General features: G+C 32.6%; 26 protein-coding genes. 9 read left to right on the top strand and 17 right to left on the bottom strand.

Annotation, left to right across the window (positions count from 1 at the left end; translation table 11 throughout):
• Positions 1-150 precede the first annotated feature (150 nt).
• The 5 genes from ACHRV0_RS10420 to ACHRV0_RS10400 all read left to right on the top strand — a co-directional run bounded on the left by ACHRV0_RS10420 (position 151) and on the right by ACHRV0_RS10400 (position 4125).
• Positions 151-1158: a Kelch repeat-containing protein gene (locus tag ACHRV0_RS10420; protein WP_395440796.1), complete on the top strand. Its 1008-nt coding sequence runs from the start codon at positions 151-153 to the stop codon at positions 1156-1158.
• Complete coding sequence (locus ACHRV0_RS10415) at positions 1148-1477, top strand: DUF4907 domain-containing protein (protein ID WP_395440795.1); 330 nt, start codon at positions 1148-1150, stop codon at positions 1475-1477. The genes ACHRV0_RS10420 and ACHRV0_RS10415 overlap by 11 nt, the downstream gene beginning before the upstream one ends.
• Positions 1478-2587, top strand: a complete 1110-nt coding sequence (locus ACHRV0_RS10410) for a sensor histidine kinase (RefSeq protein WP_129024162.1) — start codon at positions 1478-1480, stop codon at positions 2585-2587.
• 11 nt (positions 2588-2598) lie between these two features.
• Positions 2599-3309: an intradiol ring-cleavage dioxygenase gene (locus ACHRV0_RS10405; protein ID WP_395440794.1), complete on the top strand. Its 711-nt coding sequence runs from the start codon at positions 2599-2601 to the stop codon at positions 3307-3309.
• A gap of 99 nt (positions 3310-3408) precedes the next feature.
• On the top strand, positions 3409-4125 hold the full coding sequence (locus ACHRV0_RS10400) for a LytR/AlgR family response regulator transcription factor (protein WP_395440793.1): 717 nt from the start codon (positions 3409-3411) through the stop codon (positions 4123-4125).
• Positions 4126-4207: 82 nt separating this feature from the next.
• Here ACHRV0_RS10400 and ACHRV0_RS10395 read toward each other — a convergent pair whose 3' ends face one another.
• Complete coding sequence (locus ACHRV0_RS10395) at positions 4208-4726, bottom strand: gamma carbonic anhydrase family protein (RefSeq protein WP_099720282.1); 519 nt, start codon at positions 4724-4726, stop codon at positions 4208-4210.
• 9 nt (positions 4727-4735) lie between these two features.
• Positions 4736-5725 (bottom strand): type IX secretion system membrane protein PorP/SprF, encoded by a 990-nt coding sequence (locus tag ACHRV0_RS10390; RefSeq protein ID WP_129024165.1) that lies wholly within the window; start codon positions 5723-5725, stop codon positions 4736-4738.
• A gap of 143 nt (positions 5726-5868) precedes the next feature.
• Here ACHRV0_RS10390 and ACHRV0_RS10385 point away from each other — a divergent pair, with 143 nt between their 5' ends.
• The 3 genes from ACHRV0_RS10385 (at position 5869) to ACHRV0_RS10375 (ending at position 8230) form a co-directional block, all read left to right on the top strand.
• Positions 5869-6768, top strand: coding sequence for a NifU family protein (locus ACHRV0_RS10385; RefSeq protein WP_089059108.1), 900 nt, complete (start codon positions 5869-5871; stop codon positions 6766-6768).
• Between the two features lie 152 nt (positions 6769-6920).
• Complete coding sequence (locus ACHRV0_RS10380; RefSeq protein WP_395440792.1) at positions 6921-7325, top strand: YtxH domain-containing protein; 405 nt, start codon at positions 6921-6923, stop codon at positions 7323-7325.
• A 92-nt stretch (positions 7326-7417) separates the two neighbouring features.
• Positions 7418-8230, top strand: coding sequence for a mechanosensitive ion channel family protein (locus ACHRV0_RS10375; RefSeq protein ID WP_395440791.1), 813 nt, complete (start codon positions 7418-7420; stop codon positions 8228-8230).
• A gap of 8 nt (positions 8231-8238) precedes the next feature.
• Here ACHRV0_RS10375 and tsaB read toward each other — a convergent pair whose 3' ends face one another.
• The 7 genes from tsaB to ACHRV0_RS10340 all read right to left on the bottom strand — a co-directional run bounded on the left by tsaB (position 8239) and on the right by ACHRV0_RS10340 (position 16068).
• The gene (tsaB, locus tag ACHRV0_RS10370) at positions 8239-8910 is read right to left on the bottom strand and encodes a tRNA (adenosine(37)-N6)-threonylcarbamoyltransferase complex dimerization subunit type 1 TsaB (protein WP_395440790.1); all 672 of its coding nucleotides are present in this window, start codon (positions 8908-8910) and stop codon (positions 8239-8241) included.
• Positions 8911-8944: 34 nt separating this feature from the next.
• Complete coding sequence (locus tag ACHRV0_RS10365; protein WP_395440789.1) at positions 8945-10237, bottom strand: efflux RND transporter periplasmic adaptor subunit; 1293 nt, start codon at positions 10235-10237, stop codon at positions 8945-8947.
• 6 nt (positions 10238-10243) lie between these two features.
• Positions 10244-11626, bottom strand: coding sequence for a TolC family protein (locus ACHRV0_RS10360; RefSeq protein ID WP_129024169.1), 1383 nt, complete (start codon positions 11624-11626; stop codon positions 10244-10246).
• 80 nt (positions 11627-11706) lie between these two features.
• On the bottom strand, positions 11707-12822 hold the full coding sequence (locus tag ACHRV0_RS10355) for an efflux RND transporter periplasmic adaptor subunit (RefSeq protein WP_089054449.1): 1116 nt from the start codon (positions 12820-12822) through the stop codon (positions 11707-11709).
• 39 nt (positions 12823-12861) lie between these two features.
• Entirely contained in the window at positions 12862-14127 is a 1266-nt protein-coding gene (locus tag ACHRV0_RS10350) for an ABC transporter permease (protein WP_089054448.1), read from the bottom strand.
• 2 nt (positions 14128-14129) lie between these two features.
• Complete coding sequence (locus ACHRV0_RS10345; protein WP_129056235.1) at positions 14130-15374, bottom strand: ABC transporter permease; 1245 nt, start codon at positions 15372-15374, stop codon at positions 14130-14132.
• On the bottom strand, positions 15367-16068 hold the full coding sequence (locus tag ACHRV0_RS10340) for an ABC transporter ATP-binding protein (RefSeq protein WP_089054446.1): 702 nt from the start codon (positions 16066-16068) through the stop codon (positions 15367-15369). Before ACHRV0_RS10340 ends, ACHRV0_RS10345 begins: the two co-directional genes overlap by 8 nt.
• Positions 16069-16245: 177 nt before the next feature.
• Between ACHRV0_RS10340 and ACHRV0_RS10335 the strand changes: the two genes are divergently transcribed.
• On the top strand, positions 16246-17652 hold the full coding sequence (locus ACHRV0_RS10335) for a DUF4403 family protein (protein ID WP_129024170.1): 1407 nt from the start codon (positions 16246-16248) through the stop codon (positions 17650-17652).
• A 19-nt stretch (positions 17653-17671) separates the two neighbouring features.
• Here ACHRV0_RS10335 and ACHRV0_RS10330 read toward each other — a convergent pair whose 3' ends face one another.
• The 8 genes from ACHRV0_RS10330 to cyoE all read right to left on the bottom strand — a co-directional run bounded on the left by ACHRV0_RS10330 (position 17672) and on the right by cyoE (position 22806).
• Positions 17672-17896, bottom strand: a complete 225-nt coding sequence (locus ACHRV0_RS10330; protein ID WP_395440788.1) for a hypothetical protein — start codon at positions 17894-17896, stop codon at positions 17672-17674.
• Between the two features lie 34 nt (positions 17897-17930).
• A complete protein-coding gene (locus ACHRV0_RS10325; RefSeq protein WP_089054443.1) occupies positions 17931-18473 on the bottom strand; it encodes a DUF420 domain-containing protein in 543 nt (180 codons plus the stop codon).
• Between the two features lie 2 nt (positions 18474-18475).
• Entirely contained in the window at positions 18476-19165 is a 690-nt protein-coding gene (locus ACHRV0_RS10320) for an SCO family protein (RefSeq protein WP_129024173.1), read from the bottom strand.
• 11 nt (positions 19166-19176) lie between these two features.
• Positions 19177-19833, bottom strand: coding sequence for a hypothetical protein (locus ACHRV0_RS10315; RefSeq protein ID WP_395440787.1), 657 nt, complete (start codon positions 19831-19833; stop codon positions 19177-19179).
• A 78-nt stretch (positions 19834-19911) separates the two neighbouring features.
• Positions 19912-20262: a cytochrome C oxidase subunit IV family protein gene (locus tag ACHRV0_RS10310; RefSeq protein WP_089054440.1), complete on the bottom strand. Its 351-nt coding sequence runs from the start codon at positions 20260-20262 to the stop codon at positions 19912-19914.
• 18 nt (positions 20263-20280) lie between these two features.
• Positions 20281-21267, bottom strand: a complete 987-nt coding sequence (locus tag ACHRV0_RS10305; protein ID WP_089054439.1) for a cytochrome c oxidase subunit 3 — start codon at positions 21265-21267, stop codon at positions 20281-20283.
• Positions 21268-21309: 42 nt separating this feature from the next.
• Positions 21310-21897 carry a cytochrome c oxidase subunit 3 gene (locus ACHRV0_RS10300; RefSeq protein ID WP_089054438.1) on the bottom strand — a complete coding sequence of 196 codons (588 nt, stop codon included), beginning with the start codon at positions 21895-21897 and terminating at the stop codon, positions 21310-21312.
• Between the two features lie 6 nt (positions 21898-21903).
• Entirely contained in the window at positions 21904-22806 is a 903-nt protein-coding gene (cyoE, locus tag ACHRV0_RS10295) for a heme o synthase (protein WP_395440786.1), read from the bottom strand.
• Positions 22807-22809: the final 3 nt, after the last annotated feature.

Here is a 22809-nt window from a genome sequence, read left to right as displayed (position 1 = left end):
AAGCATCTATAATAGATAAAGTAACGTCAAGAACTCATTCGCCTTTAAAAAGCCTGATTTAGTCTATTAAAATAGGCAATACATATATCTTCTTTTTTTTAAATCCTTCCCCTGCCTACTTTTGAACCAATAAATAAATTTTAATACACTATGAATAATTTTAAAAAAGGAATATTATTCGCTTCATTACTTTCTAGTCTCTTCTTTATAAGCTGCAGCAATGACAACGAGGATGATGAATTAATGGGAAACTGGGTAAAGAAATCGGCTTTTGATGGGCCGGCAAGGTCTAGCGCCACAAGTTTTGTAATTGGTGATTATGCATATGTTGCAGCTGGTTATACTGGCGACGTATACTTGAAAGATTTATGGGCTTACAACTCAAATGGAGATTATTGGGAGCAAAAAGCAGACTTTATTGGTGTAGGAAGAAGTTCTGCCTCTAGCTTTGCATTAAACAATAAAGGCTATATTGGACTTGGTTATGACGGAACTAATAAACTGAAGGATTTTTATCAATACGATCCTTCCAACAACAGCTGGACTCAAAAAACAGATTTTGCAGGAACAGCTCGTTATGCTGCTGTAGGTTTTCAGGCTGGAGGTAAAGCTTATTTTGGAACTGGTTATGATGGAAATTATCTAAAAGATTTTTATCAATATGATGATCAAGCAAACACCTGGACACTTGTAAATGGTTTTAGCGGTAATAAAAGACGTAATGCAACCGTATTTGTAATTGCTGATAAAGCGTATCTGGCAACAGGAATTAATAATAGTGTTTATCAGGGAGATTTTTGGGAATTTGATCCTGCAACTGATACTTGGACAAGAAAAAGAGATATTGACAAAAATACTACTGATGATTATTCGTATAATGACGAATATGCAATTGTACGTGCCAATGCATCAAGTTTTAGCATGAATGGACTAGGATATGTAGTTGGAGGCGAAAACATAAAAACAATTTGGGAATATAACCCAACTACCGATCTTTGGGTTGAAAGAACACCGCTTGAAGGCGCTACAAGAACTGATGCTGTAGGTTTTGCTATAAATAATCGCGGTTTTTATATGCTAGGAAGAATTGGCTCTTCATACTTTGATGATGCTTGGGAATTTAAACCTTTAGAGGAACAAAATGACAATGATAATTAATAATAAACGATTCTTCTGGAGTAATATCCAGAAGAATTTGTTGCTTTTGTGTCTTGTTTTACAAATGGTTTCTTGCGGGAAAAAAGAGATTTATAGAACAGAGACATTTCAAACCAATTCTGGCTGGGGATACTCGATTTCATATAAAGATAAAATTATCATTAAACAATCGATTATACCCGTAATAAGTGACAACAAAAGTTTTTCGACAGAAGAAGATGCTTTAAAAACTGCCCATTTAGTGGTTGAAAAACTCAGCCAAAACTTATCGCCAACAATAGCTAAAAATGAATTAATTTTATTAAAAATAAAATTATAAATGAAAATCGGAGCCATCAAAAATACTAACTCAAACAAAATTCTATTCCATTGTATTATATGGGTTTTCTTTATTCTGACTTCTTTAATTCAGTTTTATGAAAGTCCGTTTAGAATCAATAATGATTTTTATGTTCAGTGGGCATCAGGAATAATGTTGTTTTACCTCAACTATTATTATATGGTTCCGTCTCTTCTTTTACAAAAAAAGTACTGGCAGTATTTTTTATTTGCATTTATAATCATTGCCGTTTTCATGATTATCAGAATTAATTATTTTATTCCTGAATTCAGACATTTACCTCCTTCAAATATTGCTCGTCCGCATTTCATGCCAAATGACACTATTCTTTTACGAAAAACTGACAACTTAAAAATTGAGATGAAACGTCCGCTTTTCTTTAAAATCGGCCCCTCCTTTTTCTATATTTTAATTCTTACTATAAGTGCAATTATTAGAACCTTGGCAGAGTTTTACAGTAACGAACAAAACAAATTAATTGCCGAAACTCATCGAACAAATACGGAACTGACTTATTTACGCAAACAAACCAATCCGCATTTTTTATTCAATTCTTTAAACAGTATTTATTCTCTAGCACATAAAAAATCTGATTTGGTGCCTGACGCCATCGTGACATTATCTGAGTTAATGCGCTATATGTTGTACGAAACAGACAATAAAACGGTGGCTTTAGAAAAGGAAATAAATTACATTCAGAATTATATTGAACTGCAAAAACTACGACTTAACAACATTGAAGATATTGTAATTAATGTTCATGGCGACACTAAAAACAAGTTTATTGAACCTTTGCTGCTGATATCGTTTGTTGAGAATGCCTTTAAATACGGAACAGATTATAAAGGTGCGGCGCATATCAAAATAAAAATTTTCATTTCAGAAAACAACCTTGATTTTTGGATTGAAAATACAATTGAGAATTATACAAAAGACCCTGAAAATTCAGGTATTGGACTAGTAAACATTCAAAACAGATTGGATTTACTTTATCCAAATGCTCATGAACTGACTATAAACCAGGATAACCAATTTTACCGCGTGCATTTAAATCTAAAATTAGATGAAATTAAAACTACTGTAAATTAAACATTGAAATTATGGACAGAAAAAAATTCATCCGAAATGGTCTTTTGGGCATCACAGCTTTGGCTGGTGCTTCAAAATTATTAGAGTCATGCTCTAAAAGTGATAATGATGATTCTGGCACTGATTCATCTGAATACGGAAGCTGCACAGTTTCGCCATCTGAAACTAAAGGTCCTTTTCCTATCAAAACACCAAGTCAATTAGTTTTAGAAAATATAAAATCTGATCGAGTTGGAGTTGCTCTATTAATCAATTTAATTATTGAAAATAAAAACAATAACTGCCTGCCGCTCTCGAATGTTTTAGTTGATGTATGGCATTGCGACAAAGACGGCAATTATTCTGAATACGGCGGAACTCAAATGCAGCAGACAGATTATACTTCTGTTCATTTTTTAAGAGGAAGACAAGCAACAAATGATAAAGGAGAAGTTTCATTTATTTCTATCTATCCAGGATGGTACCAAGGCAGAGCTCCGCATGTACATGTTGAAGTTTTATCAAGCAGCGGATCTTCATTATTAGTTACTCAAATTGCTTTTCCTGAAAGTACTTCGAGTACTGTTTACTCAAGTACTAATTATGCTGCTCACGGACAAGCTGACACTTCTAATACGAGAGATAATGTTTTTGCAGACAGTCTTGCCAGCGAACTGGCAGTTTTAACAGGTAATTTGACTGATGGTTATACTTTGACCAAAACAATTACTGTAAACGGATAATTGACATCAAAACCAGTATTTTATGATAATTTTAAAACTTAATTTACTGGTTTAAAACTACTTTTGAATTCCAAACCAAATAAATTTAAACTCCTGCAGATGAAATGTGTAATTATAGATGACGAACCATTAGCTGTTGAATTACTGGAAGATTTTGTACAAAAAGTCGATTCACTTGAATTGATCAGTACTTTTAATAATGCTATTGATGCCGTTTCATTTATCAATCAAAATAATGTTGATTTGATTTTTTTAGACATTCAAATGCCGCATTTTTCTGGGATAGATTTTTTAAATACTATCGAGAAAAAACCGCTTGTTATTTTTACAACTGCTTATTCTGATTATGCTGTAGAAGGATTTAATCTTGGTGCTGTCGATTATTTAGTAAAACCAATTCCTTTTCACCGTTTTCTAAAATCAGTAGTACGCGCACAGCAAATTGTTAATCCTGCTGCAGCTGTTTCTTCAATTGCTGAAAATACGCTTACTCCAGAACTTGAGCAGGATTTTATGTTTGTAAGAGCTGAATACGAAAATGTTAAAATGAATTTTGCTGATATCTTATTCATCGAAGGTTTAAAGGATTATGTAAAAATTTATACAACCGATAATAAATATACACTAACATTAATCAGCTTAATAAAACTTGAAAATTTACTCTCAAGCAAAGGATTCTCCAGAATTCACAGATCTTATATCATTAACATAAAACATGTGAAATCAATACAAAAAAATAAGGTTTTGATTAGTGATAAACGGATTCCTATTAGTGAAAGCTACAAGAATGCTTTCTTTGAAAAAATCAATTTATAATTCGATTAAATAAAAAAATCCAAATTCAAAGGTTTGACTCTTTTGGAATTTGGATTTTATATTTTTTGTAATTTTTTATAATTTATTCTTCATTTTTAAACCATCCAGAATACATCACATAATTGTTTGAAATACGTTCGATTTCACCTGCAAAATCAGACTGGTCAATATCTTTTACTTTTTTCGCAGGAACACCCGCAAAAATAGTTCCTGACGGAACAACTGTATTTTGTGTTAAAACCGCTCCAGCGGCAACAATCGAGTTACTTTCTACAATACAATTATCCATTACAATTGCTCCCATTCCAATTAATACATTATCCTGTATTGTACAGCCGTGAACAATGGCATTATGTCCAATCGAAACATTATTCCCTATAATTGTTGGATGTTTTTGATACGTGCAGTGAATTATCGCTCCATCTTGAATGTTTACTTTATTTCCAATTTTTATAAAATGAACATCTCCTCTAATAACGGCGTTGAACCAAACACTGCAAGAGTCACCAAATGTAACATCTCCAACAATTGTAGCATTTTCAGCAACATAGCAATCTTCTGGAATCAAAGGCGATTTCCCATTTACAGATTTAATAAGCATGATATTTTTTTAATTAATTGCAGGACAGTTACAATCGTAACGCTCCTTTTTACAAAATAAATTAATTCCTAAAGTTATTTGATGATATCCTCCAGTATCAAATTTTACATCACCCATAACTTGAGAATAGGTATAAGCAAACATAAAATTTTTATAGTTTACTCCAATAATAGGAGTGAAATATTGCAATTTTTGAGATGAAACACCACCTCCCGAAGTAAATTGTGCACCATCAAAACTTCTTCGATAAGACAAAGCTGCCCACAAACTTCCAAAATCCATGTTTTTGTAAGCTTTCATGTTTAGATCGATTGACTTTTCTTTCGTTTGATCAAACAATTGAAACAAAATTGAAGGCTCCCAAGTGATCTTGTCTCTTTTGCCAAATACATATCCGGCACTTAAAAGAAACTTTCTTAAATTATTACTTTCGTAATCTGTATACAACTCTCGTCGTGTTTCAATCAGACCCTGAATTGTAGCGTGTGCATAAAAATCAAGAAAATTATACGAAGCACCAATGTCTACATTAAAATAAGAGTCTTTTTGAATTGAACCAAAAACAATAGGATCAAAAGTACCTCCAAATTTAGTTTCATCCAACTGGCTTTGAATCAATCCGCCGCTGATACCAAATGAAAGCTGATTTAAGTCGATTTCATCTCTTGAAAACATAAGATGATGTGCATATGTAACTTTTACGCCTTTTTGAGAATGATACCCATTTTTATCATTAAAAACAATAATACCTGCTCCTGATCGCTCGCCTACTCTGCCATTAAAACTTAAAGTTTGAAGCGAAGGTGCATCTTCCTGACCAAACCATTGTTTCCTAGCTGTCAATCTAATTTTTGCACAATTTGCTGCTCCAGCCATTGATGGATGAATCAAGTAATAATTATCTGATAAATAATCTGAATAAACTGGAATTCCTTCTTGAGAATAAGAAAAAAAAGTCGTGATTAAAAAAATAAATAAAAACCTGATTCTTAACATCATAATAACCGATGAGTTTACAAATATTTTATACTCTTAATAATTAAGTACGAATTTCTTGAAAAGAGTCATAATTATTTTATTAAAAAATCAAATATAGGTATTAGTAGAAAATAACTTTAGTAAATTTGCAAAAAATTACTGCCATGACAAAAATCACTATAAAAGAAACACAAAATCCTACTATATTAAAGTTCGAATTTGAAGACTTCATTACTCAAAATCAAAACTTTGAGTTCAAAAATATCGACGAAGCACAAGCTTCTCCTTTAGCACAGCAATTGTTTTATTTACCATTTGTAAAAACGGTTTATATCTCAGGAAATTTTATTGCTATCGAAAGATACAGTATTGTTGAATGGGATGATGTAAAAGATGCTGTTGCAGAACAAATTGCAGCATTTGTAGACAAAGGCGGTGTTATTATAACAATCGATGAAAATAAGACTAAAAAGCAGCCTATTACGGTTTACGGAGAAACAACTCCAAACCCGGCAGCTTTAAAGTTTGTGGTAAGCAGAATGCTGACTAGAAATGCAATTGAGTATAAAAACATCGATCAAACGGCTTCGTCTCCGTTAGCACAAGAGTTATTTAAATTCCCTTACGTAAAAGAGGTTTTTATTGATGAGAACTATATTTCTGTTACTAAGTATGAAATCAACGACTGGGCAGAAATCACTTTGGAATTAAGAACTTTTATCAAACAATTTATCGAAAACGGAGGAACTGTTTTAGATGAAAGCTTAGTTCAAACAGCCACTAAAAATGACGTTACAAAAGATGAAGCATTTGACAAACTAGATGTTACGTCTCAGCAGATTATTAATATTCTTGAAGAGTACGTAAAACCTGCAGTTGCTGCAGATGGTGGAAATATCGCTTTTGATTCTTATAATGAAGATGATAAAACGGTAAAAGTGATTTTGCAAGGAGCTTGCAGCGGATGCCCATCATCTACTTTTACTTTAAAAAGTGGTATCGAAAACATGTTGAAAAGCATGCTTAATGATGAAGCTATTAAAGTTGAAGCAGTAAACGCATAACAATAGTTTTGCTTTAAATAAAGAAAAGCGTTCGATAATCTCGGACGCTTTTTTTATATCTCATTGTTTTTCAATAAATTATTACGTGATCAGATTACTATTTCACGAAAAATTCGTTAATATTGTATTATAAACCAATCAATTAGAAAATTATGGGATTAAATTCATTCTTTAAAAATTTATTTGGCACTGCCAAAGAAACTGTGGTTGATCTGGCTGACCAAGCCGAAAGTACTTTTGAACAAGCTAAAGAAGCCGCTGCTCCTTATATTGATAAGGCAGAAACCTTTGCTGATGAAACTATTTCGAAAGTCAAAGAAGCTTCTGAACCTATAATCGCTAATGCGGCTGATTATGCGCATCAGGCAAAAGACATTGTAAGCGAATATGCTGATAAAGCATCTGACGCATTAGACAATGTAGTTGAATCTGTAAAAGAAAAAACAAACGAATTTACCAACAATACTAAAACAATTGCATCAGAAACCGTTGCCGATGCAAGCGAAGCCAGTGCCGCAGAAATAGACAAAATTTCTGATAAAACAGACAAAGATTAAGAATACATGGCTTTTCTATAAAAAGAAATATTTTTATATTTGTACCACTAATATACCTTCTCTGAGAGAAGGTTTTTTTATTCAAAAAAAAGATGAACATGAGTCCAGAACAACTGAGTAATTACGCAGCAAAATTTTTTGACATTCTAATCGATTATTCGCCAAAGCTAATCTCAGCCTTTTTAATCTTATTTGTAGGTTTATATGCAATACGATTAATCAATAGAGTTATTAGAAAAATAATGGTTAAGAGAAATCTTGATCCTACTTTAACTAAATTCCTTGCCGACATTTTGTTGTGGGCACTTAGAATTTTATTATTCGTTACTTTTATTTCAAAACTAGGAATTGAAACTTCTTCGTTTGTAGCTATTTTAGGAGCAATGGGACTTGCTGTTGGTTTATCATTGCAAGGATCACTTTCTAATTTTGCAGGCGGTATGCTGATTATTGTTTTCAAACCTTTTAAAGTAGGCGATACTATCGAAGCACAAGGTGTTATTGCAACTGTTTTAGAAATTCAAATTTTTGTTACCAAAATGCTTACAGGAAATAACCAAACGGTTTTTGTTCCAAATGGGGCGTTATCAAACGGAACAATTATTAACTACTCAATGCAGGGAGAAAGAAGAGCCGATTTGACATTTTCAATTTCATATGATTCTGATATTAAAAAGGCAAAAGATATTCTTTTAGATGTTTTAAATAAAAATCCAAATGTACTTAAAGCGCCGGCACCAGAAGTTTTTGTAAAAAATCTGTCTGCCAGCTCTGTTGATTTTGCAGTACGCCCGTGGGCAAAAAATGCTAATTATGGTACTGTTTTTTCTGAAACATTAGAGAATTGCAAAACAGCTCTAGATGAAGCAGGAATTTCTATTCAGCCATTTACAATTCAAAAATAAAATAAGTGTTATTTTTTTGATGGCAGTGTCATCATAAAATCTTTTAGATAATACGGTTCAAAATAAGCGACATCTACAGTGTCGCTTTTTTGATACTTATCATAACTGATTTTACTCATTTCTCTAGCCGAAGGATATTTAACTTCTTCTAAAAAGATAAAATTTTCTTTTGTTAAAACAGCTTTGCATTTATCAGCACAATCTCCAACAAAATAAATAGTATCTGTATATTCAGCAAAAGAATCTTCGTTTATAATCTCTGCTTGAATTGGTCTTTCTATTTCAATTTTTGCATTAAAAACAGCGCTGTAAACTTCCATTCTTCTAGCATCAAGCATTGGAATAATTTTTCCTTCAGAAACAGAAACCTGCGAAGCTAAAGTTTGCAAAGTATCAACTGCAATTAGCGGAATATTTAACGCATAGCACAATCCTTTTGCAGCCGAAACTCCAATTCTCAAACCTGTATAAGATCCCGGCCCTTGACTTACTGCGATTGCATTTAAATCTTGAACTGAAACTCCAGATTCAGCAATAACCTCTTCAATGAAAACGTGCAGTTTTTCAGCATGTGAGTAACCTTCTTCAGCGATCTCTTTACATAAAATAGTTTCCCCGTTTTTTGCAATGGATACTGAACAATTCTTGGTTGCTGTTTCGATATTTAAAATAAAAGACAAAATATTAATTTTAAAAATTTGTATTATTTAGAAACTACTTTTTAGGTGCTTCTTCTTTTTTAAGCTTCACTTTATCTCCAGAATTTAAATCTTTAGATACTGTTGTATAAGGACCTGTAATTACAACATCCCCTGCTTTTAAACCAGACATTACTTCGATATTCGTATCATCCTGAATTCCCGTTTTAATGATTCTGATTTTTGCTTTATCTCCTACTTTTACAAAAACACACTCAAACTTTTTATCGCTTTTTGGAGCTGCTTTTTTGTCTTCATTTGGATCTTCAACTTTAAAGTCTTTTACAGCAGTAGTATCTGATTTTACAACTACAGAACTAATTGGCACGGCTAAAACATTAGTTTTAGTTGTTGTAATAATATCAACTGTAGCAGTCATTCCAGGTCTAAAAGGAGAATACGTACTAGGTTTTCCTTCTAATAAATCTTGGTAAGATTCTTTTAAAATGCGAACCTTAACTTTAAAATTTGTTACTTGGTCTGACGTCAAAGTTGTACTTGCTGAGTTTGAAATACTGGTTACAATACCTTTAAATTTCTTTTTCAAGTAAGCATCTACTTCAACATTAGCTTCGTCTCCAATTTTTACTTTTACAATATCATTTTCGTTTACATCAACTTCAACTTCCATATTGTTTAGGTTTGCCACTCTCAAAAGCTCTGTACCAGCCATTTGTTGCGTCCCTAAAACACGTTCTCCTAACTCAACATTTAAAACTGAAATCGTTCCGTCTGCAGGAGCATAAATTGTTGTACGGCCTAAGTTATCACGTGCTTCTGTTACCGATGCTGATGCACTTTGAACATTGTAATAAGCATTTTGCTTTGTCGCTTTTGCAACTTCGTAGGTTGAAATAGCCTTATCCCAATCTGATTTTGAAATTACACCTTTATCGTACAACGTTTTATTACGTTCGTAACTTGCTTTGGCTTCTTTAAAACTCGCTTCAGATTGCGTTAAACCTGCTTTTGTTCCAGATAAATTGGCAACCGAACGCTCTAAACCAGAAGTATACAAATCAGGATTTATCTTAACTAGTAAATCTCCCTTTTTTACAACTTGACCTTCTTTTACATTTAAAGCAATAATTTCACCTGAAACCATTGATGATAATTTTACTTCTATTTCAGGCTGAATTTTACCAGTTGCTGAAACTGTTTCAACAATTGTTGATGATGCTACTTTAGAAATTTCAACTTCTTTTCCTTCATCTTTACTTCCTATTACTCCTGCTTTGGAAAGACCAACTAATGCGAAAATAAGTACAACAGCTCCGCCGAGTAAGAAGTAAATTGTTTTTTTTGACATAATAAATTATTTTGAAATAATTGGAACAATTGGAATTCCGAAATAGAATTCGATTATTTTAATCTTAAACATATAATCGTATTTCGATCTAATAACATTTGACTGTGCATTTGTCAGCAAAGTTTGTGCTTGTGTAAAATCGAATGAATTCATTAAACCAACATCATACTTTTCTTTAGCATAATTATATGCCTGCTGTCTCGCTTCTAACGTTACTACTGTTGACTCATAAGTATTTAAAGCGCCTTTTGCATCTGTAAAAGCAGTATAAACGTTACGTTGCAAATCTAAACTTTTTTGCTCTAAATCTATTTTAGATTTCTCTAAAGTTACTTTGTTTCTTTCAACATTATTTCTAGTAGCAAAACCATTAAATATAGGAACATTCAATTGAAAACCAAAGTTATGTCCTTTATTCTTACTAAACTGATCAAAAATAGGATCAGGTCCTACTGTATAAGGTTTATCATTTGCATCTAGTTTAATCTGATCGCTGTAACTTGCTCTCGTATTAAACCCATAAAAACCTGTAAGTGTCGGCTGATAAGCTCCTTTTGCGATTGCTACATTTTTCTCAGCAATCTCAAGATTAGTTTGAGCCAATTTTAACTCTGTTCTAGTCTCTTTTGCTTTATTGTAAATATCAATAGGATTTTGCGCCATGATGTTATTTTCATCTTTTGCATTCGTGTCATCAACAACATCAAAATCTGTAAATTCTTTAAGCTGTAAAAGCTGTGCTAAACTTAGTTTCGAAATCAATAAATTATTCTCTGAAACGGTAATATTTTGCTGATCAGTAGCAACTGTAGCTTTTAAATCATATAAATCGCCACGCGGAATTGTTCCTGCATTTACCATTTCTTCAGAACGTTTTAAACGTTTTTCATCAATAATAAGCTGCTCTTTTTTAATTTTCAAATCTTCTTTATTCGATAAAATTTGAAGAAAAGCATTTGCCACATTCAGCGAAATATCTTCCTGCATTTTTAACAATTGATACTTTGAAGCTACAATCGCTAATTTAGCTTTTCGATATGCGTTTTGATTTTGCAGACCTTTGTAAATATCAACACCAGCATTAAGTCCTACAGAAGAATATTGCGTGGTTTGATTACGCAAAAGTCCTGTTGTAACATCCTGATTCAAACCAATATTCCAAGAATGCGAAGCATTTCCGCTTACTGATGGTAAGTAGTTGCCAAATGCTCCTTTTTTATCAATATCAGCTGTTTTAACATCTAGTTCTGTCTGCTTTATAGTTATATTATTATCTAATGCATATCGTACACATTCCTCTAGTGTCCACTGTTTTGTTTGAGCATGCCCTGATAATCCTAAACCGAACAACATGGCGAAAACAAGACTATTATATTTATTTATTTTCATATATTTTGAGTGAAAGTACAGCGGCCAAGCTGCACAAATTTAACATTTTTTAAAACCAAAAAACTTCTTACAATTTCAATCTATTTTTTCTCGCCTTCGTTGATTAAACCTTGGTTCCAGATTTTAATATTATCGGTGTTTTTAATACCGCTTTTAACCTGAACATAAATTCCATCGCTTACTCCTAAAACTAAATCTCTTCTTTCGAATTTCTTAGGAGCTGTTTCGACTTCAACATATGGTTTTTGTGTTTTTTTGTCAAACTGAACCAATGACTCTTTTATAGCCATTACTTTATCCGCTTTTTCAAGAATAATAGATGCATTTGCACTTAAACCAGCTCTGATAAAAGTACCGTCATTATTTTCTAATTTGGCTTTAATTTCAAACTGAATTGCTCCATTTTCTGTTACTCCTTTTGGCGCTATATCAGTAAGTACGGCTTCAAATTTTTTGTTTTCAATTGCTCCAACTGTAATTTCGATAGGCATTTTCTCTTTAATTTTACCTACTTCAGATTCATCAATTTTTCCAATAAAAATCATTCTTCCAACATCGGCAACGCTGGCAATAGTAGTACCTTCATTAAAGTTATTACTTTCAATAACTTGATTTCCTACTTTTACAGGAACTGCTAAAACCATTCCGTTTACAGTTGAACGAATTAAGGTATTTGCGTAATTTCCTAATGATGTTGTTGTTCCTGTTTTAACAATATCTAAGCTTTGTTTTGCAGCTAAATAATTTTGCTTCGCTTGTTTGTAAGCCAATTGTGCTGCATCAAAATCATTAGCAGAGATTACATCTTTATCAAAAAGTGTTTTTTGTCTTTGATAAATTTTCTCTTGATTATCTAAAGCAATTTTTGCTGTTTGCACTTGATTTTGAGTACTGCTTACATTAGATACATTGGCAACGACTCTAATTTTTGCAATCATGTCGCCTGCTTTAATTTTTTCTCCTGCTTTGATATAAACTTCTTCAATAATACCTGAAATGTTTGGTTTGATTAAGACTTCTTCATCAGGTTGAATATTCCCAGTCGCAATTGTATTTTTTACAATTGTTTTAATTTCTGCTTTCTCAGTTTTAAATACTATAGGCGGCTCTTGATTCTTTGCGTACAAATAGTAAAGTGCGCCAAAAAAAACTACGGCAATTAAAATTAAAATGGTTACAGTAAATCCTTTTTTCATTTTGTTTTTGGTTTAATCGATTATTTTTGATTGATAATTTTATTCTGTTCGTAAAGCATCTACCGGCTTAACATTAATGGCAGTTTGTGCAGGAATAAAACCTGCCAGCAAACCTGACCCTACTAGTATAAGTAAGGCAACAAATACAACTCCTAAATCTACACTTGGATTTGCAAACATAGTATTACTACCCGGAGGCATAGAATCTAAAACCATATTTAAAATCGCAATAATTCCAGTTGCGACAGCTATTCCTAACATACCTGAAATAATAGTTAAAAATATAGATTCAGCTAAAATTTGTCCGCGAATAGCGGCAGGTGTTGCACCCAACGCTCTTCTAATTCCAATTTCTTTAGTTCGTTCTTTAACCACAATAAGCATAATATTTGAAATTCCGATAACACCAGAAATCAAAACCAGCGTTCCAACAAAATAAGCAATGATTTTCAAAATATTAAACAAACTTTGTACTTTATTAAATTGCTCATACAAATCAAAATTCCCCACTGCTCTATCATCAGTTGGATTTACAGAATGAAGCGCTTTAATTAATTCTAGAATTTTTGGTTTTAATGACGTAATCGAAGTTTCATCTTTTGCAGTAATAGCCATCCAGCCTACTTTGTCTCCAAAATTAAAAGCCTGCTGAAAAGTGGTAAAAGGAATAAAGATATTTTTTTGCTCTTGCTCTGCATTTCCACCTTGCTGTTTAGAATTATAAACTCCAACAACCATAAAGTTTATACCATTAATTTTTACATAGGTTCCAATACATTCCTCTTCTTTACCATAAAGTTCGCTGATAACTCCTTTACCAATTACTGCAACCTTTCTTCTTTCTTGAATATCCTGCTGATTTACAAATCTACCTTTTATGATATCCATCGGCTGCTGTTTTATCAGCTCTGGATAATCTCCGTATACCGTAAATGCAGATGTTTTTGTACCACGAACCACGTTATTTGTCCCGTTAAAATCTCCTAACTGATTCCTTGGCGAAACATATAATAAGTCTGGCAATGCCGCTTTTAAGGCTGCAACATCACTATTTCTAAAATCGTAACGACGTATTTTAGGAAGTCCTTTATAGGCTTTTGAAGTCGTCTGACTCCACATAAACATGGTATTAGTAGCAATTCCGTCAAATCCTTTTTTAATTCCATTTTCCAAGCCATTACCTGCCGCAAGTAGAATTACAAGAATGAAAATTCCCCAAAAAACACCAAAAGCAGTCAGAATCGTTCTGAAAGGATTTGCCGTTAAGGCCTGTAAAATCTCGTCCCAATTATCTTTCTTAAACATAATTATTCGTCTCTAAGTGCTACAATAGGTTTAATTTTGGCTGCTCTGTATGCTGGAAAAAATCCAGCAAGTGCTCCTGCAAATACAAGCAATGCAAGCGTTGTTAAGGCTACACTGAAATCTACCTCAGGATTCTGAAAATATTCACTCTGTACCATCGGTCCAACAAATTCCAACAATAACAAACTGGCAAGCAGTCCTACAAAACCAGCAATTGTGGTAATAAATATAGATTCATGAAGAATCATTGTAATAATAGAAAATGGAGATGCACCTAAGGCTTTTCTAATTCCAATTTCTTTTGTTCTTTCTTTTACAATAATCAACATAATATTACTAACACCAACAACCCCGGCAATAATAGTACAGATACCAACCCACCAAAAAAACAATCTGATGTATAAATTTAGATCATAAAACTGCTTGGCATCTTTAACCGAATTGTAAACTCCTACTCCACCATCATCATCTGGAGCAACTATATTTTTACTCTTCAATAAATCTTTTAAATCCTGAGTAAATTTTTCAGATTGCGCCAAAGCTTCATCATAATCATTTGTCTTTTTTAAAGTAAAAAACAAATTACTGATTTTATCTCCGGCACCAAAAGTTCTTTGTACAGTACTCAATGGCAGATATGCTCTTGTTTCTTCTCTTTCTCCTCCAGGATCAGAAAAAATTCCAACTACTTTAAAATTAATTTTATTAATTGAAATTTCTTTCCCAAGAGCCTCTTTGTCTTTAAACAAATCCGTTTTTAATTTCATTCCGATAACAGCAACTTTTTCATTATTCTGTAAATCTTTAGCATTTACATATCGCCCCTGAACTATCGTAAGATTTTCAACAGCGCCATAATCTGGATCAACTCCTCTGTACTGATAATTCCCTGATTCCTTTCCGTATGCAAAAGGTGCTCCCCAATAATTCTGTGTTGAAGCTCTCAAATCTAGTTTGTCTTCAAACTTTTGAACTGCTTGATTAAAATCACTGTTTCGATACTGAATTCGTCTTCCTGGGTTAAGTCCTTTGTACTCCTTTGTTGTTGTACCAGACCAAACCTCAATTAGACCAGCAGCATCACGTTCAAATTGTTTTTCAATACCATTTTGAAGACCTTTACCAGCTCCTAGTAAAATCACCAAAATAAAAATCCCAGAAGCAACGGAAACACCTGTTAAGAAGGTTCGCAGCCGATTTTTGGAAATTGCCTCAAATATTTCTTGCCAACGCTCAATATTAAACATAAGATGAAGCTCTAACTTGTTCTACTAATTTATCATCGATAATTAATCCGTCTTTCAGGACAACATTTCTTTTGCACATTGCGGCAATATCTGGTTCGTGCGTAACGATTAAAATAGTCTTTCCTTCATCGTTAATTCCTTGAATAAGCTCCATAACTTCGTATGAAGTCTTCGTATCTAATGCACCTGTTGGTTCATCAGCCAATAAAACTTTAGGATTTGATGCTAATGCTCTTGCAATCGCAACACGTTGTTTTTGTCCTCCTGAAAGTTCATTAGGTAAATGATGTGAATGCGAGCCCAAACCTACTTTTTCAAGATACTTTAACGCAATATCATAACGCTCTTTTCTTTTTATTCCTTGGTAGTATAAAGGCATTGCAACATTATCAAGAGCTGATTTGTAGTTTATCAAATTAAAGGATTGAAATACAAAACCTAAAAACTTATTGCGATATTTTGAAGCCAAAGTTTCGTTTAACTTCTTAATTGGGGTTTTGTCTAAAATATAACTTCCCGAATCGGCCTCATCTAAAATTCCCAAAATATTAAGAAGCGTAGATTTACCAGATCCAGACGAACCCATAATCGCAACTAATTCTCCTTCGGCTATATTAAAATTTATCCCTTTTAACACATGTAATTCCGAACTTCCCATTTTATAGGATTTGTGTAAATCTTTGATCTCGATCATGGTATTGTTAAATTTTTAAACAATAATAATATTTTTTATAAGTAATTTATGATAACAAAACGTTAATAATTTCGTTTCCATATCTAAATAAGACGGCGATCTTAACCAATTGTTACACTTTTTTAAGATAATTTAATTGTTTTCTTAATTTTGTTGCACTTTAAAAATTTAATACAAATGAAATTTCTTTTAAGGTTATCATTATTTACTGCATTTACAGTAATTTCCAGCTGTTCAACAACTCAAAAACTTGAAACGCTAAAGCCTGAGCCAGATGACGCAAGCCCGTTGGTTTATGATGCAAATCCATCTTTTATAAATTTGCCAATAACCGTAAAACTTACCGATATTGAAAGCCAGACAAACGCTTTATTAACGGGATTAATTTATGAGGATAATGATATCGAAGATGACGACATTCAAATGAAAATTTGGAAACAGGCTCCTATAAAAATTCAAAATGACCCTGCCAATCCGGATAAAAAAATAAAAACAATCCTGCCATTAAAAGCCAATATAAAATACAGAATAGGAACCAAGAAACTAGGAGTGGATCTTTACGATATACGCGAATTTAATTTAAACGGCGTAATTACTTTATCCAGTGAAGCTGCTTTGACAAATTGGAAATTAAACACCAAAACAGAATTTAAATCACTTGATTGGAACGAAAGTCCTACAATGAGTGTTTTTGGAAAAAATATGCCTATTACTTATTTAATAAATCCTGCTATCTCCATTTTCAAATCTAAATTGGAGCGCAAAATAGATGACGCAATTGAAAAGTCTATGGATTTTAAACCTAATGTTTTATCTGCTTTAGAAAAAATCTGTACACCATTTCAAATGAGTGACACTTATGAAAGCTGGCTTCGAATTGTTCCTGTCGAAATTTACTCGACTAATGCAAAGCTGAAAAACGATTCTTTTTTAATGGATATGGGTATGAAATGCAATATGGAAACTATTGTAGGCAAACAACCAGAATCTAAATTTAATGCTAATAAAATAGTTTTAAAGCCCGTTACAAAAATTCCGAACCAGATTTCAGCAAATATTGCTGCAATTTCGAGTTATGTAGATGCTTCAAAAATTATGACTAAAAATTTTGCCGGACAAGAGTTTGGCTCTGGAAGCAAAAAAATAACGGTTAAAAATGTTACTATTTGGCATAAAGATGGGAAAATGGTAATCGCTCTAGATGTTTTAGGTTCTATAAATGGAACGCTTTATTTAAACGGATTTCCGCAATACAATCCACAAACTAAAGAAATCTATTTTGACAAACTTGATTACGTTCTAGACACTAAAAGCAAGCTAATGAGAACTGCAAGCTGGCTTGCGCAAGGATATGTAATTCGAAAAATGGAACAAAGCTGTCGTTATTCTATACAGCCTAATTTAGAAGAAGGCAAAAAAAACATGGCTGCTTATCTTAAAAACTACTCGCCAATGCCTGGAGTTTTTGTAAATGGAAAAATGGAAGATATTCAGTTTGACAAAATACAGCTGACGAATCAAGCGATCATTGCTTTTATAAAAATCAACGGAACGGTTAATGTATCGGTTAACGGATTGAAATAAAAAGAAAAAGGCAGAATAATTATTCCGCCTTTTTCTTTTTAGATTGGTACATCTTATAAATAAGATACCCAATTATACCTACAAGTAAATATGGAATAACCATTAAATAAACGATTCCATCATTTACTGCTTCCGCTTTTTTTACATTTGAATCACCGCCAAGTGCTGCTCGACACATTGCACATTGGGCATTTGCAACAACTCCAATAAAGAATAATAAGACAACAAAAGATATTCTCTGCATCCTGAAACTTGAAACTTGAAACTTATTTTTGTTTTTAATTAGCATAATAAGGAGAAATCATTAAGTAAACTACAACACCTGTAACCGCAACATACAACCAAAGCGGAAAAGTAATTTTAGCTATTTTTTTGTGTTTGTCAAATCGTTTTGCGAGTGCTCTTACATACGTGATTAGCACTAATGGAATTATCGCAATTGACAACAAAATATGGGTTAATAAAATAAAGAAGTATACATAACGTACAATACCTTCGCCTCCAAACTTAGTAGAGTCTGCAGTCATATGATAAGCCACATACATCACTAAAAAGGCTACTGACAAACCAATTGCTAGTGTCATTAATCTTTCATGCAGCTTTCGTTTTCCGTTTTTAACAGCGATTACTGCCCAAACCAAAACAATTGCTGTAATACCATTTGTTGTAGCGTATATAGGAGGTAAAAAAGAAAGCGGCTCTACATTAATTCCAAAATCTTTTAATTTGATTCCGAATAAAATTGCAACAACCACAGGTATCACAATCGAAACGGCAATAATAAATTTGCTGAACTTTTTTTCTAAAGACTGATCTTCCATTTTTATTCTTCTAATAATATTTTAATATCTTGTTGAATTTCTCTAACTCCTTTTTTATCTAACCCATCATAATAAATACTTGGATTACCATATTCGTCTTTTCTGCAGCGAATGTTTCCGTCTTTATCTATTAAAGCAAATAAACCTGAGTGCTCAAAACCACCGCTTACTTTTTCATTTTCCCCTGCATAAAGATTAAACCCTTTATTTGATAAATCCATAATTGTAGTTTTATCTCCAGTTAGAAAATTCCAAGTTGATGATTTCACTCCTAATAACTTTGCATGATCTTTTAACACTTGCGGTGTATCGTGAGCTGGATCAATGGTTATAGAAACAATTCCGAAGTTTGGATTACCAAAGAACGTTTTCTCAATCTCCAACATGCTTAAATTCATTTTTGGACAGATTGACGGGCAAGTAGTAAAGAAAAATTCTAATACATAAACTTTCCCTTTGTAATCAGCGTTAGACACTTTAACGTTGTCTTGATTAGTCAATTCGAATTTTGGAGCTGGACCTATTGTTATTAATTTTCCATCTGCTTTAGAATTTTTCAACCCTACGTTATCCAAACGGTTTCCTTTTACAACTTCACCATTCTTTATTCTATCTACTATTTTAGGTACTGCATAAATTCCAAAAATTAGAATAATAAATGAAATTCCTATGTATGATTTGTTTTTGAACATTATATATGAGTTTAAAGTTGTTTAGTAGCGTTATGATTCTTTTTTAATGCTGCACGGTATTCATACAAAATAATTTTAAAATCATCGAGCATTTCATTACTCAATTCTGACGGATGAAAAGTATTGTACCCTTCTTTGTATTCGTCTTTTTTATCATTATCTCCGCCTTTACGACCTCTTAAGTTTCTTTCTTTATCTATGATATAAACATTTGGAGTTCCAAGGTTTTTATCTAGTTTTCCTTTTAAATGCAATTGATTGTAAAAAGTTTCTATTTCAGCAGGTGGAGCAAAAATAAAATTCCATCCTTTAACATCTGTAAAAGGCTTAAGTGCGTCAAGTACTTTTTGAGCTTCTTCTTCTGTACCTTCTGGACAGACTACTACGAATTGAAGGTCTTCAAAACCATAATAACGTTTGTATATTTTTTCGTTGAGATTAAAATAATTTCCTCTGTTACTTAAAATATCAGAACCCGAAAATCCTAAAACCGTAATTTTTTTATCGAGAGAAACTTTTTTGCCATCTAAAGATTTCCAATCTCCAAAATCAGCAATCTTTGGTGTAATTACCGGAAGTGTTGTAAAACTATTTACGCCTGAAGCAAAAAACAAATAGGCTACAATTGGCAAAACAAAAAGTACAAAAAGAACTATATTTTTTTTCATTGTATTAACAGAAGTTATTGAGGTACAAAAATAAAAAAAGCTCCGCAAAACGGAGCTTCTTTTCGAATTAATATCATGTTAAAAATTCCATTTAATAGTAGAATCTTTAAAAACCCCATAAATATAATGTCCTTCTGTCAATAGAATAAACAATAAATATAAAACTAGGAATATAACAGGCGACACAACAGACCATCTAAGGTTGCTTTTTTCACCTTCCATGTGCATAAATGCCCATACTATATAATATGCTTTGAAAATAGTTAAGATATAAAATATCCAGTTTAATAAATTCAAACCAACAAAATGAGTAAGTTCTAATGATTCTGGTTTAAGAATACCTAAAATAACTTCTACTGTAGTTACTACTGATAGTAAAGCGAAAACAAACCAGATTCTTTTTGTATTTGATACGTGCTCGTGTGACATAATAATTAAAATCTAAAATTAAACTAAGTAGAAAACTGTAAATACAAATACCCAAACTAAATCTACAAAGTGCCAGTATAAACCAACTTTCTCTACCATTTCGTAGCTTTTTCTTTTCTCGTAAGTTCCTAATAACACATTAAAGAAAATAATGATATTAATAATTACTCCAGAAAATACGTGGAATCCGTGGAAACCTGTAATAAAGAAGAAGAAATCAGCGAACAATTTGTTTCCGTACTCATTTCTAATCAAGTTTGCACCTTCTACTACATATTTTGCAGTTGCTAAATGAGCTTCAGATTCTGCTCTATCAAGAACAGTTTTCTTCTTTTTCTCAGTAAGCTTTTCTGTTCTGATCAATAATTCAGGGTGTGCTTTAAATCCTGCTTGAACTTCGGCAACTGTGTAAGATGGCAATGCATGAGCATCTTCCATGAACCAAGTTGTTTTATTTCTTGTCAAAGCTTCTCTTTGTTCTGGTAATTTTACAGCAAAATCTGCAAGAGCAACTCTTTTACCGTCTTTGTCAACAAATTGTAACAAACTACCTCCTACTGTTTCAACTGCACCGTACTCACCTTTAATGAAGTTTTTCCACTCCCAAGCTTGCGAGCCCACGAAGATTAAACCTCCAATAATTGTTAAGAACATGTAAATTGCAACTTTTGTTTTCTTTAATTGATGCCCTGCATCAACAGCCAAAACCATTGTTACAGATGAAAAAATCAAAATAAAAGTCATTAAGGCTACATAATACATAGGAGCCGAAACACCATGCATAAAAGGAAAGTGTGTAAACACATCATCAGCCAATGGCCAAGTTTCAATAAATTTAAATCTAGAAAAACCATAGGCTCCTAAAAATCCAGAAAAAGTCAAGGCATCTGATACGATAAAAAACCACATCATCATTTTACCATAACTTGCTCCTAGTGGCTGAATCTCATGACCGCCTCCCCAAGTTTTTTCGTCGTTGTTTGCAGTAGTAACTGTCGCTCCCATAAAAGATATTCGTTAAAAAGTTCCCAAATTTACGTTTTTTTCTTATTTAAAGAAATATAAAAATAAAAATAAATATAACCATAATAAATCCAAAAAGTGCCAATACATCGCACCTAGTTCTATTCCAAGAGTTTGAGTCGAATTGTATTTTTGTTTAAAATGATTATAAATTATAATTAAAAGTGAAATTAACCCTCCAGCCAAGTGCAATAAGTGCGTAACGGTTACTACATACAAGAAAGTTGTAGTAATTGAGCTACCTTCTCCAGTAAAATAATACCCGCTTTGAACGATTTGTCCAAAACCAGCAAACTGCAGCACAACAAACAAGATTCCTAAGGCTAATGTTCCTAATAAAAAAGCAGTAGTAGCGCTTCTATTTCCTTTTTGAATGGCTTTTTTAGCCAAATAAAAAGTAACACTGCACCCAATAATAACTGCTGTACTATAATAAAACGCTGTTGGCAATTCAAAATTCTTCAACCAGTCAGCTCTTGACTTACTCACCACAAATGCACTTGTAAGTCCAGCAAACATCATGGTCATACTTACCATTGCGAACAACAAAATCAACTTAGCTGATTTTGATTTTCTTACTTGCTCTTCACTTTTTGTCATTGTCATTTCCATAAATAACTATCTTAAAAATTTATCTACTATATATACTATCTGCAACAGCGAAATATAAGACACACTAACTAACATTAATTTTCTTGCTGCTTTTGCAGTTCGAAGCTGATACAAACGAACAGCAAAAAATAACATCCATAAACCTAATAAAAACACTAGAACTGCAGCTATTGGCGAAATAAACAATTGCCCTGTATACCCTAAAACCGGCAGTAATGAAGCAATAATAAGCCAAACTGTATATAAAATAACCTGCAGAGCTGTCCCTTTATCTTTTTTTCCGGTTGGAAGCATAAAGATTCCTGCTTTTTCGTAATCTTCATATAAAAACCAGCCAATTGCCCAAAAATGAGGAAACTGCCAGAAAAATTGAATTAAAAATAATGTACCTGCTTCTATGCCAAATTCTCCTGTCGCAGCAACCCAGCCCAACATAAAAGGAATTGCTCCAGGAAATGCACCTACAAATACAGACAATGAAGTTACTGTTTTTAATGGTGTATAAATACTTGTGTATAGAAATATTGAAATTGCAGCAAACATTGCTGATTTCGCATTTATTGTATAAAGCAATGAAATACCAATAATGGTAAGTAAACTAGCAACAATTAACGCTGTTGTTGGCGACATACGTCCTGAAGAAACTGGACGGTTTTTTGTACGATCCATTAAAGAATCGATGTCTTTTTCGATTACTTGGTTAAAAGCATTTGATGCTCCAACCATACAATAACCTCCAACTGCCAAAACCGCCAAAACACTCCATTTAAAAGGATGCTCATCATTTACACCTAATAAATATCCAGCAATTGAAGAAAACAAAACACTAATAGCTAAACCTGCTTTAGTAATCTCTTTGAAATCCTGAAATATTGCTTTTATTGAAAATGTTTTTTTTGAAGCGTTCAATAC

It is taken from the genome of Flavobacterium sp. FlaQc-30 (assembly GCF_044005885.1).
Taxonomy (GTDB): domain Bacteria; phylum Bacteroidota; class Bacteroidia; order Flavobacteriales; family Flavobacteriaceae; genus Flavobacterium.
Note: the sequence above shows the minus strand (reverse complement) of the source record. Positions and strands in the feature narration are given on the sequence as shown.